Genomic DNA, 14049 nt, shown 5'->3' with positions numbered 1-14049 from the left:
AGAAACCTTCCTTTACGCTACGTCTTCTACTACAGATTCGGTTTGTTTCATGTTTTTCGTAATAAGAATAGCTACAAGAACTGCAGAAATTCCTCCTGCTAGTTTTCCAACAATCATTGGCATGATAATTTCAGGTGCAACACCGGCAGTAAAGCCTAAGTGATCCCCAATAGCAAAGGATGCTGAAACAGCAAAAGCAATATTAATTACTTTCCCTTTGTTATCCATGTTCTTAACGGTTTGGAACATCGCAATATTATTTGCTAAAGAAGCAATCAATCCTGCTGCAGAAATTTCGTTAATTCCTAATAAATTACCAAACTTCATCAGTGGTTTTTTGAAAAGTTTAGTAATAATGAGTACTAATCCATAAGCACCTGCTAATGTGATAGCAATACTTCCTACCGTTTCAAAAGCTACTCCTAGAGAGTCTTGATTTTCGAACAATTTGAAGCCTACAAGCCAATCTAAACCACCAACTGCTAAACCAAGTGTTGCAACAGCAACAATCAGTTTACCAAACATGGTAAAGCCATTGATCATTTTGCTAGGGAATTTCCATAATCCTAATGCAATCAAAATTGCAACAATAATAATTGGGATTAAGTTTACCAAAATTTTACCCATACCAATTCCCATCAACAAACCAGATACCATTGCTCCGAATGGAATGGTTACAATTCCACAAAGAATTCCTTGAGCTAAATAAGGACGGTCTTTCATTTCAATTAAACCAAGTCCTACTGGAATAGAGAAAACAATGGTTGCACCCATCATTGCACCTAAAATACCACCTGAAAATAAGACAATTTCTGGGTCTGTAGTCATTTGTTGAGCTAAGAAGAAACCACCCATGTCATTTGCAAGTAACGTACCCGCAAACATCGCTGGATCTGCTCCTACTAGTTCATACAATGGAACAACAATTGGGCTCAGCCAATCAGAAAGTTTTGGTGCTAATACAATGATCCCGGCCATGGATAGTGCTAAAGCACCCATTGCCATTAATCCTTCTTCAAATTGTTCACCTAACTGAAACTTATTACCAAATGCTTTATCAAAAGCACCTAAAACCATGATAATAGCCATAATCCAAATAATTATTTCATTAATACTCATGCTTTATATCCCTCATTTCTATTCTATTATTTGTTATTCTTCTTTTGGATATTCAACGGAATCAATGATTCCAACAATGACCATGTCAACAGGTAGTGTACGATTTTCAAAAGAAATCCGTGCAGAACTTCCGGTCGTGATGAGCACTTGCTCTCCAACACCGGCGCCTACATGGTCTACCGCCACTACTAATTCAGGGCTGACTTCGGTTTCGTTCAATTGTTTTTCTACTAGTAAAAATTTTAAGCCATTTAGTTTTTCATCTTTTCGGGTTGCCCATAGACTTCCTACTACTTTTCCAACTAACATTAGGCATCCCTCTTTTCAATCAAAATGTTTTGATCCTTCAAGTAATCCTTTGCTAAAGCCGTTACTATCATATGAGGGGTTACTTCAAAAATATCTCCTTCATGTAAATTCAAGCTTTGGATGGTTCTTGCCGTAATCAATTGTTTTTTCTTCGGTGGAGTACTCACTTGCTCGTTTCGAGCAGTTACAACATCATTTTGAAAGTATTGAGGTTGAACAAACTTAACGCCCCATTTTTGTAGTTCTAACTTCGCTTTTTCAAAAGTAGGAATCATGCTCTTGGAAATGTGTGATTTCTTTTGCATGTATTCTATTCCTTCTTCCAGAACAATGATCGGTTGCTGTTTTAATAACCGATTTAATATTGCTTCTTCTGTAGGATTATTTGGAGTTAGGTGAGAAAGTCTTGTTAACATAAACAATGGCATTTCTGTTATTACCAAAACTTCTGGAGAATCAAAATCTGTTCCCACTTGGTTTTGATAGCCACCTTGTTTATAGTATCGTACAATATAGTCCTCTGATTTACCTAGGATCGTAAAAGTCGGTCCTGTCGTAATTTGAGTCTTTGTTTGTAATAACTCATCCATTAAGCGATCAGTGACAAGTTGGATTATTTTTTCAATTTGTTCCATGTCATCAGTCCTTTTTTATGATGCGCCCTTTTGTACCTTTTTTAAATCCACAAGCATTTGCTTCGTCAAAATCAATATGCATAAATGTTTCAAAATGAGGACTGACACGAATCGTCACATCATCAAATATCAATGGTCGCTCGCTCATCACTTCGACTTGTACAATTTCTTTGTCTTTGACACCCAATATACTTGCATCTTTATCTTGAACATGAACATGTCGCTTAGCCACGATTAATCCTTTTTCCAATATAACTTGCTTGGTTCCATTCATAATCATGATTCCTGGAGTTCCGTCAATATTCCCACTATTTCGTAAAGGTGCTCTTACTCCCAACACGTTTGCATCTGTGTAAGAAATTTCAACTTGACTATGACCACGAGCGGGTCCTAGTACGATAACGTTATGTAGGACTCCTTTTGAACCAACCAAAGTGACTCGTTCTCTCGAAGCGAATTGCCCTGGTTGAGATAGGAATTTAGCTGGGTTTAATTCATATCCTTTTCCAAATAAAGTATCAATATCTTCACGGGAAAGGTGTACGTGTCTTCCACTAGCTTCTATCTCAAATGTTTGCTGCATACTGTTTTTAATTTTTTCTGCGACTTTTTCTACTAATTGATCAAATGAAATATTCATTCTCTCCTCCCATTCCCTTCTATTCGATTGATCATCAAGGACCAAACATATTCTGCCATAAATCGGCATCTTTCTACTAAACCACAATAGTCATCGAAGAGTAGGTAATTTTGGAAACAAGATGAAGCATACAATTCTAACTCACGAATATCCGTATACAATCCATAAAGCATCAGGACAACTTCTCCATCTGTATACTTCGGAATAAAGGTTCCGGGTGAAAATTGTTCTTTTATCTTATCAAATTGTTCTCCAAATTTTTCTTCATCTATGTGACATTTTTCCCAGTAATTTTCATAAAAAATTAATCTACGGAAATCTTCTAATACAGTGACAATCGTGTCCAATTCTGCAGTAAGTTGGATTTCTTTTTTAGTATGACTAAGTTGCTGTCCAAATAGGACTGTGCTCAATAGTTTTTCCAATTTTATATTCCAACTTAATGTAAAGTGATTGTGGGCAACTTCTTGTCCTTGTCGGTTATATGATTTGAGTGAATCTTTCCTTGTATCTATCTGATCAATGGTTTCCTTAGCAGATTCCTCTACTTCTTCCAATAGATTACGATAGATCACTGTAATATCATTCAAATAACTTTTTGCAGAAGGAGTAATAATTGTTCCTGGCTCTAAATGCAACACTTTTGTTTGCTTTAAATCAGTAGTCCGTAGTAATTTTCGGATCGTACTTTCTGTTAAAATTGCCATTTATTCACTTCCTTAGTTAAAGAAAAGGCTGGGACATATTAGATATGCCTCAGCCTTCTATTTTAGGCTCCTGATAAGGACTGAGTGCTCGCTTCTCGATACTTGCTACTTTCTCGGGAACGGCTCATTCCATTTACCGTTACACCTAACGATCATTCTCTAACATTCGATTTGCTTTGTCCTTATTATCCTTCGTACTTAGGTAGAATTGCGTCTACTTCCATATGTGGACGTGGAATTACGTGTACAGAGATTAGTTCTCCAACTGCTTCTGCTGCTGCTGCTCCTGCATCTGTTGCTGCTTTAACTGCTCCAACATCTCCACGAACCATTACAGTTACGAGTCCGCCACCGACTTGCTCTTTTCCAACTAACGTTACGTTAGCTGCTTTCACCATTGCGTCTGCTGCCTCTACTGCTGCTACTAATCCTCTAGTTTCGATCATTCCTAATGCGTTTGTACTTGCCATTTTATTTTCCTCCTAATATTTGTTTGTTTTTTTAATTTTTGAAACCATCTGTTAAGTGTTGCTTATTGTAACTTTTCTAGGACACGTTTTACCAATAGATCTACTAACTGATCCTTGTCCATGTCTGTTTCATTGATATCTTTTGAATCTTCTTCAAATACATCTTCTCCTCGAAGGTCCTCTAACTCACGGACTCCCCAAGCAATTCTTCTCATATTGAACAAGTTTTGAGGTCCAATATTGTCAGAAGTAGAACTTCCACCAACTGCACCACAGCCTAATGTTAATGCAGGGAAAATATTAGTTGTTGCACCAATTCCACCTAAAGTTGCTGATGTATTTACTAATAAGCGTGAAACTGGTTTACGAAGAGCAAACTCTTGTATCACTGCATCATCTGTAGAATGGATTGCCATTGTATGTCCGGCACCCTCTTGCATCAAGATCTTAATAGATAAATCGCAAGCAGCTTCCCATGTTTCAGCAGTATAGAATGCTAAGATTGGTCCTAATTTTTCTCTTGAATAAGGTGCATGGAGACCAACACGTGTTTCTTCAGCAATCAACACTCTTGTATTAGCTGGTATTTTAATTTTAGCTAAGTCTGCAATAGTCTGTGGAGTTTGTCCAACAATTTTAGCGTTCATTCTACCATCTGGACGGAGTATGAATTTCTCAAGTTTCTCAGCATCTTCTTTAGGTAGGAAATAAGCTCCTTGTCGTTTAAATTCATCCACAACTTTTTTCTTGCTAACTTCTTCTACAATAATGCTCTGTTCAGATGCACAAATGGTTCCATTATCAAAAGTTTTTGAATCCATAATCTGTTTGACAGCTTTTGGAATATCTGCAGTTCGTTCAATAAATGCTGGGCCATTTCCGGGTCCTACACCAATTGCTGGTGTACCAGAAGAATAGGCTGCACGTACCATCGCAGATCCGCCAGTTGCTAAGATAAGGTTTGTATCTTTATGAGTCATCAATTCATGAGTTGCTTGCATCGTTACTTGAGTAATTACTCCTAAAGTTCCTTCTGGTAAGCCAACTTTTCTACCTGCTTCATCCATTAAGCGAATTGACTCTCGAATACATTCCAAAGCACTTGGATGCGGTGAGAATACAATCGAATTTCCTGCTTTAACCGAAATTAACGCTTTGTAAATGGCAGTCGAAGTAGGATTTGTAGAAGGAATTAATCCAGCAATCACTCCTACTGGTACAGCAACTTCCATTACTTTCAGTTTTTCATCATGATTGACCACACCAATGGTCTTCATATCTTTAATGGCATTCAAAACATCACGGGAAGCAAAAGCATTTTTTAAGACTTTATCTTGCCATCTGCCAAACCCTGTTTCTTTTTCTGCCATTTTAGCTAATTTCACACGATTATCATACGCTGCTTTTGCCATTACTTTAACAATTGTATCAATTTCTTCTTGGGATAGCTCTGCTAATTTTTTTTGTGCTTCTTTTGCCTTCTTGATGAGATCTCTCGTCTCTTGAATGGACAAAAGGTCTTTATCAGTTAGATTCATTTATCCTCCATCCTTTCCTTTACTAATACTCTGATTAATTCAGCCTTATTAGCATATTTAATTTCTTTTTTTGTCAACGTTTCAATATTCAGTTTGTATGCCAGTGATCGTAAATCTACCACTTTCATCTCTTCTAATTCTGTTTCTTCAGGTACTTCAGGAGGATTTTCTGTATGTTCTTCTTTCGTTGATTCATCTTCTAACTGATTTTCCTCTTCTTCCAACGAATCAACTTCTGAATCTTTATTGCTGACTTCATCTTTTTTCATCAACATACGTTCTACTTGATCATCCAATCGTGGAATCACATGACTGGATATCAACAAATTCATATCTTTCACTGAATCAACACCTGCTTCCACAGCTGCATATACAGCAGCAACATCACCCAATAATTCTACTGTGGTTAAACCACCACGAATAGAATAGTTTCCTAGAAGCTCGACATTTGCAGCTTTCAAGGCAGCATCTGCTGCTAAAACAGCTCCCAGCATTCCTCTAACTTCAATTAAACCTAAAGCTTTATTTGCCATTTATTTCCACCGCCTACTAGTATCCAGTTGGATTATCAGCTACAAATTGAACTGCTTTTGCGAACGCATCACAAGCTGCATTACAGGCTGATTGAGAACCTGTTAACAAGGCACCTGCAAAGTTAGTTTCTGTAGGTGGTCCGTAGAAAACACCCATTTCAACATCAGCTGCTTTTAAAGCAGCGTCCAATGCATAAAATGCTTCCAATGGAGGTGCAATCAAGTAAGCAACTGCTCCACCTTCAGAGATATTTGCTTCTTTGGAAAGATGTAGCCCAGTACGGGAAACACAATGTGCAAAGTAAACAATGGAGTCGTCTTCGTTGGCACTATAGAAGCTAGCACCATTTTCAATCACTTCAATTGCTGCATCTAGTCCACTACGAATTTCTGCAGGACTTGGTCCAGCCAAAATCCCAATCACTTCACCAGCTAATTTTGTATTTGCATTTGCTGCACCTGCGTACAAACTTTTTGCATAAACTACGTCAACTGCTGCTTTTTTTGTTGCTTCATCGAGTGCTACATAAGTCACATCGTCACAATCAGACGTAATAATTCCCAAACTCTTTTGATTAGATTCTAGATTTAATTCTTTTGCTAGTGCATCATCCACATTAGGAATGATTTTGACACTTAGAACATTAGAGCCTAGACGATCGTTTTTCATCTGGAATCCTCCTTTATTTTTCTCTTAATTCAAGACCGGACTTCTTCACATCCAACATTTTTTTGATGATGTCAGCTATGTAAGCACCCGCTTCAACAGCAGGGGTTCCACCTTGATGAATATTTGAAACTACTGTTCTGCGTGACTCTGGCATTCCTACAGTCGGTTTATATGCTAGATAAGCACTCATTGATTCAGCTGTTACTAATCCTGGACGTTCACCAATCAGTAGACAAACTACTTCTGCTCCGGTAATTTCAGCAATCGCATCTTCTGCTGGTACGCGACAGTGTGTAACGAAAAGGATATCACCAAAGTCTAATCCATGCATTTTCAATCCTTGACGAATAGAAGGTATGATATCTGGAATATTTGCTTCAATCGCTGCAGAACTTAAGCCGTCTCCTACTATTACAACTACTTTGGAATTTGGTTTAACAGTATTTTTTATTTTTTGTGTTTCTTCTTCACTAAACTTTCTACCCAAATCAGGACGTGTAATATATGTATCTTTATCACCGCAAAGTGTTTCTGTTGCAACGAAGTTCATTTCCTTAACTAAATCTTTATTTATATAAGAAAACACGGCATCTTGTGCGGCTGCGTGGTCTGCACGGAAACGAAGCGCTGGTTCAGTTTTATAACGTGTTCCAGCTCTCCATAAACCTAATCTGGCTGGCGTGAAGGTCTTCATTTTTTTATATCCTTCTGGATCTTCTGCATTCGGAACTAAAAATTGTTTTCGGATATTTACTTCGGTTATGTCCGGAATAAAACCTTCTTCTATCTCAGAACCTGATTTCGTCTCTGCTGGTTTTTCTTTAGTTGTTGCAATTGATGGAGTCGGTACAGTTGGTGCTGCAGCTGGTGATTCTTCTACCATTTCACTTAAAATAGATTTGATCATTTCTTTCAAATTCAATTCTTCCACTAGATTTGCCTCCTTTTAGAATATGATTAGTTGTGTTTCAAGAACGCTGAAGCATCTCCAGCTCTTTCGGTCAGACGGCCATTTTCGCTAAAACCCATTTTTTCCATCCATTCATCAAATTCTTTTGTAGGACGTAAATCCAACATTTGACGTATTGAAGCGGTTTCATGGAATCCAGTTGTTTGATAGTTCAACATAACATCATCCGCATTAGGGATACCCATGATAAAGTTTACCCCTGCAACAGCAAGTAGAACGGCCAAGTTTTCAGCATCATTTTGGTCTGCCTTCATATGGTTTGTATAACAAACGTCAACTCCCATAGAAATTCCACTTAATTTACCCATGAAATGATCTTCTAGCCCTGCTCGGATTACCTGTTGTGAGTCGTATAAATATTCAGGTCCGATAAATCCTACTACTGTATTTACCATAAAGGGATCATATTCTTTAGCAAATCCATAACATCTTGCTTCCATTGTTACTTGGTCGACATTGTGGTTTGCATCTGAAGACAACTCAGAACCTTGGCCTGTTTCGAAGTACATGACATTTGGTCCAACAGCGGTACCCATTTTTAGAGCCATATCATTAGCTTCACGAATCATGCTACCACTAATACCAAAAGCAGTATTAGCTTTTTCAGATCCGGCAATCGATTGGAAAACTAATCCAGTTGGAGCACCTTGCTCCATTGCTTCCATTTGAGTAGATACGTGTGCTAATACGGTGTGTTGTGTTGGAATTTCCCATTCATTTATAAAGTCATCAAATTTGTGAAGGATACGTTTTACACTTTCTGTTGTATCGTCTACTGGGTTTAGACCAATAACAGCGTCACCGATTCCCATGGATAATCCTTCCATAAGAGTTGCCATGATTCCATCAATATTATCTGTCGGATGGTTTGGTTGGAGGCGGGCTGAAAATGTTCCTGGCACACCAATGGTTGTATTTGCTGTTTTAGTAACAATAATTTTTTTAGCAGCCATGATTAAATCCATGTTCCCCATTATTTTTGCGACTGCAGCAATCATTTCAGCTGTCAATCCATTAGAAATCCTGTGAATATCATAGTTCGTTGTTTTTAAATCTAAGAGCCATTCTCTTAAATCAGATACAGTCCAGTTTTTTATTTTTTCAAAAGTACGAAGATTTGTATTATCCACAATAATTCTTGTTACCTCATCCTGTTCATACGGAACAGCTGGATTATTAAATAAATCATTTAATGTTAGATTAGAAAGAACTACTTTAGCGGCAACTCTTTCTTCTGAGTTTTCAGCTCCTACACCCGCAAGTTGATCACCTGATTTTTCTTCGTTCGCTTTTCCCATAACTTCCATTACCGATTTAAATTCATATGTTCGGCCAAAAAGTTTCGTTTTTAGAATCATAAATATATCCTCCTTTTTATCTAGTTAAATACAAGAGTTTTCACAACAATTGGGAGTACTGAACCATCCCCAATTGGATTACCAATGTCAATATAATCACCATTTCTTACATGAATACTATCGATACAAACAAACGGATAATCTTTCGGAAGCTGGGCATATAAACTATGACCCAAGGCCTTCGCCATATCTTCCTTTAGCAAGATAACAAGGGGATCTTTTTTATCGATCACCTTTTGTAAACCTTTTATCAATACATTAGCTAAATCTTGAATATAGAGGTAGCTTGGATTTCTAGCCCCATCTAATGCCAAACCAATAATTTGTTGTTCGCCTTCCATTTCAAACCAGTTTAATTTCGATTCAATTATTTCTGGCAATACAGATAAATCATCTGTGTGTTCTTCTTCTTGTGACAATTTTAATACCGGAATATTTTGAAGAGGTAACACATGTTCTTTATAAGTAATGGTGCTTCCACTAATATCTGTTGTGTGAGAGCCTGCTCCAACAACCGTTGCTCGAATCGTTTCCACACTTGGAATTACTTCAAATTGATTGTATAATTTTGAACCAGCAATTTTTTTTCCTAATAAAATCCCAATGTCACCATATTTAAATACATCTTGGCTTATACCTGATTCGATATAATCGGCAACACCTCCTGAAAAGGAAATATATTCAATTTTACGTTCCGTTTGTAAATCTTTATTTGTAATAAGAAGATCGTAATAAGGACTTTTTTTTCCTACACCCAAACTATTTTCTAAAACTTGAACCATAATAGATAGTAGCTTATTTAAATCAGTCAAGTCTATTTTGCTATGAAGGCGGAGCTGTAATCCTTCCTTCTTAATAATTTGTGTTAATTTTGGAGAAATATAAGTGATTTCTTCTTGTTTGTTCACTTTAATGAGTCTTCCACCAATATCAAAACAACCTGTATCAACGATGTCTCCGTCATGGAAGCAAACCATATTGGTCGTTCCTCCACCTACATCAAAATTAACAGTAGTTGTATGATAGCGAGTAGAATAGGAATGAGTCCCTGCTCCTTTACCAGCAATAATACTTTCTAAATCGGGACCAGCAGTTGCAACTACGAAATCTCCAGCAAAACCACTTAGAGCTTCTGCTACAATTCTTGCATTTTCTTTACGAACTGTCTCTCCAGTAATGATAATAGCTCCTGTTTGAATGTCTTTCTTACTAATCTTTGCTTTTTGATATTGTTCTTCTACAAATTTAGTGATTTTCTCGCTATCAATCAGGTTGTTTTCTAAAATAGGCGTAAAAAGAATATCACTTTTATAAATAACTTTTTTATCCGTAATTGATATCCTTGGAATGGTAAAAGCTGATGCCATATTTTCGATATATAATTCTGATAGAACTAATTGAGTAGTAGAAGTCCCGATATCAATTCCAACGCTCAGTAGCTTTTCTGCCATATTATCACTCCTTTGAAAAAAGACGCTTAATAAAGGTACCCTGGCGGGTTCCTTATTAAGCGTCTTTGCTTTCCCCATAACTTCATCGTTATGGGTTATTGTATTTAATTTTTAAAAGCAATTCTGAACCTTGTCCCTTGAGATTTTGAATCTGTACTAATAATTCCATTTAACTTTCCTTCAACAAAACTGGTTACAATTTGTAGCCCTAAATTATGTTGGGATCGTTCTTCAAAAATGAATCCAGACCCATTATCTTCAATAATAATTTGAATAAATTCGTTTTCTTGAGTGACTTCTACTTTCACATGAGCATTTTCTTGTTTTATTCCTTCAAAAGCGTGGTCAAAACAATTTTGGATCAGTTCATTCGTTGCTAGTGCTATAGTTACTGCTTTATTACTCTCTAAAATGATTGAAGAGTCAATTTCACTTGTTAGTTGAACAGGGATTCCATCAGGACCTTCTGCATAAAAACGAGTTAGGTTTTGTATAATTACATCCAATACCATTTTCAGCTGTACATCGTCTTCCTTTTGTTTTGATAACAGTTCGTGTGTTGCTGCGATCGAAAGGATTCGATTTACGCTTTCATTTAGTACTTTCTTAGCTTCTGGACTTTCTGCTCTTCTTGCTTGCAGACGTAAAAGTGAAACTACAGTCTGTAAATTGTTTTTAACACGATGATGTATCTCTTGAATAGTTACTAATTCTGAAATAATACGGGATTCTTTTGCTTTTTTATCACTAATATCTTTCATAATCTGAATAACGATTCCTTTAGAGGGAAGATAAATAGTTTTAATTTTAAAATAATAAGCATCAAACTTTATTTCTCTTGATTTGAAAGCTTCCGGTTTACCGAGAGTACCAGATTCACGAATATGTTCAAAAGTTGTTAAATCAAGAGCTAAGTTATCATAATGCAAACCATTAATCGCATTCAAATATCCAAAATTTTGATAGTATTCATTTGCAGCTTTATTATGATGTTGTAACAAACCATTTTCATCAAAAATAAGGATAGCATCATCAATATAATTAGTAATAGATTGATCAATAATTTCCATTTCTTCAATTACTGCACTAACTTCTTCATAGGACCGATCTAGATTAGATACATCAAAATTTGCCTTAATATCATTGCTAAGATCTTTTTCAACAATCAATACGGCAATCGTTTTATCTTTATATTGAATAGGATATGTTGTTTGTTTTATTAACAATCCTTCTTGACTACGAGCGTATAAACCAATCGAATTCTGTGAAGTTTCTAAAGTTCGCAATGGTCCTGGTTCATCTTTACGATAAGCTGTTTTTCCTACTACTCTTTTTTCGTAAATAGAAGGGTTATTTGATGGCTTTCGGTGAGATACTACAATTGCTTCACCGGTAAATACATTCCGTACATCAATAAAAACATCAAATTCATCAAAGGTACGGTTTGTTAATATGATTTCAGCTTGATTTTCTAAGTATTGGATTTCCACTTTACTGAGTTGAGTATATTTTTTGCAAATTTCTTGAATATCTTCATCGTAGTGATTATTATTCATCTAACATCACCATTAATTCAGCTACCTCAATCATTGGTACACGCTTCTCCATACTTATATTGCGTATTTTCGTGTAAGCGTCTTCTTCGGTAATATTTTCTATTTGCATTAACTTACCTTTTGCCTTTTCAATCATTTTTCGTTCTTCCAGTTTTTTAGATAACCGCTCTAACTCTTTAGACATTTCCTTAAATTCATTTCCTTTTGCTAAGGAAAGCTCAACCATTGGTAATAAAGATTGTTCATGAAGCGGTTTTACTAAATAACCTAGGGCCCCGAATTGTTTTGCTTTAATAATATACTGCTTATCGCTATAAGCTGTCAGCAATATAATACCCGATGCAGTCCCTTCTTCAACTATTTTTTTAGAAGCCGTCAATCCATCAAGAATTGGCATTTTAATATCCATAATAACTAGATCTGGTTTTTTTTCTTGGCAAGCCCGTATTGCTTCAAACCCGTCAGCAGCTTCTCCTACTACTTCGTACCCAGCTGTTTCGAGCATATCCTTTATATCTAGTCTTGTAATTGGTTCATCATCCACTATAATGATTCTTCCACTCATTGTAACACCTCGTTATTTTAGCTAATCGTTAATTCTACACGGTTAAAACCTAAAACTACTTCCATCGTTTCCAAAACTTCTTTCAACGCAACAGTAACGGATGATACATCTCCAGTGATAACTACCGAACCGGAAAAACGGTCGACAAACCCAATTTCTATGTCTGCCGCTTTTGTAGCAATATCCACGGCTATGACTGACGCCTCACTTGGGGATATGGTCATAATTCCAATAGCATCTTCTCGTGTGTTCATAACTCCTAGCTTAACATAAATTTCAGAATCTGGTTTTGCGATGACATGTGCTACTGTAACTTGTTTCCCCGGCACATACTCTTGAATAATTCGATCTATTTCCACCGAGTACTCCTCCTTTATTCGCACAAGTTAAAACGCCTGCTCTAAAATAAATAATACACCTTCTTGTTCTACTCTTACTGGGTTTGTAATGGTACAACGATCTTTAAGAGCATCTCGTGCAATATTTCGTTTGTGCTCTTCAAATGTTTTTTCATCGATTCCCCATTCTGAAAAACTATTAGGCATATCCATTCTTTTTTGTAAAGAAATAATAGCATTCGTAAGGCTACGAACACCCATCCGTGGGGTACCTGCACTTAAACCTAATTTTTTTGCTACCTTCGTATATCTTTTGGCCGTTTCATTAAATATTTGAGGGTTTTTTTCTGTCATTCCACTATTGTATCGTATTACATGTGGTAACAAAATTCCGTTTAATCTTCCGTGAGGTATATGGAAGCGTGCTCCAGCCGCATGAGCAATCCCATGATTGAGACCTAGAGAAACCTGATTAAAAGCCATACCAGCCATTGTAGACGCGATATGAATTTTTTCTCGAGCTTGTTGGTTACCCCCGTCTTTATAAGCTTTTTCTAAGTATTCGAACACATAAACAATAGCTTTTTCTGCAAACATGTCCGATACTTCATTTGCTTGCGTTGAAACATAAGCTTCTAAAGCGTGTGTTAGAACATCTATCCCGGTATCTGCTGTTTGTAACGGAGGAAGTCCCATCACTAGTGAGACATCTAAGATAGCTTCTGATGGTAAAATATCATCACTGATTAGAGGATATTTTACTGATTTCTCTGCGTCTGTTATGATGGAAAAATTGGTGACTTCTGAACCTGTCCCACTAGTTGTTGGTATAACTATAAAAGGCATTTTTTCAAAAATTTTACTTTGGAGACCAAAATATAACATTGCTTTGGCAGCATCAATTGCTGATCCTCCACCTAGAGCAAGGAGCATCGTTGGATGATAATGTTTCGTTTTTTCTAATCCTAATACAATTGTATCAATTGGCGGATCAGGAACAACTTCCGAAAACAACATTGTTTCCACACTGGACGAAAAATGGTTTATAACTCGCTCTAAAATTTCAGATTTTGCAATAAATTGGTCAGTCACAATTAACACTCGTTCGTTTTCAAATTGGGATAGACGTTCCAAACTATTCTCACCTGTGTATAAAGTAGTTCCAAATCTAATTTTATTCATTTTCTAGC

16 protein-coding genes are annotated in these 14049 nt (G+C 36.5%); all 16 read right to left on the bottom strand.

Translation table 11 applies throughout. The features are described 5' to 3' along the window. Positions 1–12: 12 nt before the first annotated feature. Positions 13–1119: an ethanolamine utilization protein EutH gene (locus BW727_RS01875; protein ID WP_062468382.1), complete on the bottom strand. Its 1107-nt coding sequence runs from the start codon at positions 1117–1119 to the stop codon at positions 13–15. A 33-nt stretch (positions 1120–1152) separates the two neighbouring features. Beyond that, positions 1153–1428: a EutN/CcmL family microcompartment protein gene (locus tag BW727_RS01870; RefSeq protein ID WP_062468384.1), complete on the bottom strand. Its 276-nt coding sequence runs from the start codon at positions 1426–1428 to the stop codon at positions 1153–1155. Further along, positions 1428–2063 (bottom strand): hypothetical protein, encoded by a 636-nt coding sequence (locus BW727_RS01865; protein ID WP_062468386.1) that lies wholly within the window; start codon positions 2061–2063, stop codon positions 1428–1430. Before BW727_RS01865 ends, BW727_RS01870 begins: the two co-directional genes overlap by 1 nt. A gap of 4 nt (positions 2064–2067) precedes the next feature. Further along, positions 2068–2703 carry an ethanolamine utilization phosphate acetyltransferase EutD gene (gene eutD / locus BW727_RS01860; protein ID WP_149025708.1) on the bottom strand — a complete coding sequence of 212 codons (636 nt, stop codon included), beginning with the start codon at positions 2701–2703 and terminating at the stop codon, positions 2068–2070. After that, the gene (locus BW727_RS01855) at positions 2700–3410 is read right to left on the bottom strand and encodes a hypothetical protein (RefSeq protein ID WP_062468388.1); all 711 of its coding nucleotides are present in this window, start codon (positions 3408–3410) and stop codon (positions 2700–2702) included. The genes eutD and BW727_RS01855 overlap by 4 nt, the downstream gene beginning before the upstream one ends. A 185-nt stretch (positions 3411–3595) precedes the next feature. Then, positions 3596–3880 (bottom strand): BMC domain-containing protein, encoded by a 285-nt coding sequence (locus BW727_RS01850; protein ID WP_062468390.1) that lies wholly within the window; start codon positions 3878–3880, stop codon positions 3596–3598. 62 nt (positions 3881–3942) lie between these two features. Continuing rightward, positions 3943–5418, bottom strand: a complete 1476-nt coding sequence (locus BW727_RS01845; RefSeq protein WP_062468392.1) for an acetaldehyde dehydrogenase (acetylating) — start codon at positions 5416–5418, stop codon at positions 3943–3945. Then, the gene (locus BW727_RS01840; RefSeq protein WP_062468394.1) at positions 5415–5951 is read right to left on the bottom strand and encodes a BMC domain-containing protein; all 537 of its coding nucleotides are present in this window, start codon (positions 5949–5951) and stop codon (positions 5415–5417) included. Before BW727_RS01840 ends, BW727_RS01845 begins: the two co-directional genes overlap by 4 nt. A gap of 16 nt (positions 5952–5967) precedes the next feature. Then, positions 5968–6621: an ethanolamine utilization microcompartment protein EutL gene (gene eutL / locus BW727_RS01835; RefSeq protein ID WP_062468396.1), complete on the bottom strand. Its 654-nt coding sequence runs from the start codon at positions 6619–6621 to the stop codon at positions 5968–5970. Between the two features lie 13 nt (positions 6622–6634). Continuing rightward, on the bottom strand, positions 6635–7552 hold the full coding sequence (eutC, locus tag BW727_RS01830; protein WP_077795700.1) for an ethanolamine ammonia-lyase subunit EutC: 918 nt from the start codon (positions 7550–7552) through the stop codon (positions 6635–6637). 26 nt (positions 7553–7578) lie between these two features. Beyond that, positions 7579–8949: an ethanolamine ammonia-lyase subunit EutB gene (locus BW727_RS01825; RefSeq protein ID WP_062468400.1), complete on the bottom strand. Its 1371-nt coding sequence runs from the start codon at positions 8947–8949 to the stop codon at positions 7579–7581. A 20-nt stretch (positions 8950–8969) separates the two neighbouring features. Then, a complete protein-coding gene (gene eutA / locus BW727_RS01820) occupies positions 8970–10400 on the bottom strand; it encodes an ethanolamine ammonia-lyase reactivating factor EutA (protein WP_062468402.1) in 1431 nt (476 codons plus the stop codon). A gap of 104 nt (positions 10401–10504) precedes the next feature. Further along, positions 10505–11956: a sensor histidine kinase gene (locus BW727_RS01815; RefSeq protein ID WP_062468403.1), complete on the bottom strand. Its 1452-nt coding sequence runs from the start codon at positions 11954–11956 to the stop codon at positions 10505–10507. After that, positions 11949–12521, bottom strand: a complete 573-nt coding sequence (locus BW727_RS01810; protein WP_062468404.1) for an ANTAR domain-containing response regulator — start codon at positions 12519–12521, stop codon at positions 11949–11951. The genes BW727_RS01815 and BW727_RS01810 overlap by 8 nt, the downstream gene beginning before the upstream one ends. A gap of 17 nt (positions 12522–12538) precedes the next feature. Continuing rightward, complete coding sequence (locus BW727_RS01805) at positions 12539–12865, bottom strand: BMC domain-containing protein (RefSeq protein ID WP_062468457.1); 327 nt, start codon at positions 12863–12865, stop codon at positions 12539–12541. A gap of 42 nt (positions 12866–12907) precedes the next feature. Further along, on the bottom strand, positions 12908–14041 hold the full coding sequence (locus BW727_RS01800; protein ID WP_062468406.1) for a 1-propanol dehydrogenase PduQ: 1134 nt from the start codon (positions 14039–14041) through the stop codon (positions 12908–12910). Positions 14042–14049: the final 8 nt, after the last annotated feature.

Source organism: Jeotgalibaca dankookensis, from assembly GCF_002005405.1.
Lineage (GTDB): Bacteria > Bacillota > Bacilli > Lactobacillales > Aerococcaceae > Jeotgalibaca > Jeotgalibaca dankookensis.
This window is presented reverse-complemented; position numbering and strand designations above follow the sequence as displayed.

Bases quoted from the DNA above. Each gene is read 5' to 3' on its own strand.
- eutA (WP_062468402.1), bottom strand. From the start codon at position 10,400: ATGGCAGAAAAGCTACTGAGCGTTGGAATTGATATCGGGACTTCTACT.
- BW727_RS01865 (WP_062468386.1), bottom strand. From the start codon at position 2,063: ATGGAACAAATTGAAAAAATAATCCAACTTGTCACTGATCGCTTAATG.
- BW727_RS01855 (WP_062468388.1), bottom strand. From the start codon at position 3,410: ATGGCAATTTTAACAGAAAGTACGATCCGAAAATTACTACGGACTACT.
- BW727_RS01875 (WP_062468382.1), bottom strand. From the start codon at position 1,119: ATGAGTATTAATGAAATAATTATTTGGATTATGGCTATTATCATGGTT.
- BW727_RS01845 (WP_062468392.1), bottom strand. From the start codon at position 5,418: ATGAATCTAACTGATAAAGACCTTTTGTCCATTCAAGAGACGAGAGAT.
- BW727_RS01800 (WP_062468406.1), bottom strand. From the start codon at position 14,041: ATGAATAAAATTAGATTTGGAACTACTTTATACACAGGTGAGAATAGT.
- BW727_RS01840 (WP_062468394.1), bottom strand. From the start codon at position 5,951: ATGGCAAATAAAGCTTTAGGTTTAATTGAAGTTAGAGGAATGCTGGGA.
- eutD (WP_149025708.1), bottom strand. From the start codon at position 2,703: ATGAATATTTCATTTGATCAATTAGTAGAAAAAGTCGCAGAAAAAATT.
- eutL (WP_062468396.1), bottom strand. From the start codon at position 6,621: ATGAAAAACGATCGTCTAGGCTCTAATGTTCTAAGTGTCAAAATCATT.
- BW727_RS01825 (WP_062468400.1), bottom strand. From the start codon at position 8,949: ATGATTCTAAAAACGAAACTTTTTGGCCGAACATATGAATTTAAATCG.
- BW727_RS01870 (WP_062468384.1), bottom strand. From the start codon at position 1,428: ATGTTAGTTGGAAAAGTAGTAGGAAGTCTATGGGCAACCCGAAAAGAT.
- BW727_RS01815 (WP_062468403.1), bottom strand. From the start codon at position 11,956: ATGAATAATAATCACTACGATGAAGATATTCAAGAAATTTGCAAAAAA.
- BW727_RS01850 (WP_062468390.1), bottom strand. From the start codon at position 3,880: ATGGCAAGTACAAACGCATTAGGAATGATCGAAACTAGAGGATTAGTA.
- BW727_RS01810 (WP_062468404.1), bottom strand. From the start codon at position 12,521: ATGAGTGGAAGAATCATTATAGTGGATGATGAACCAATTACAAGACTA.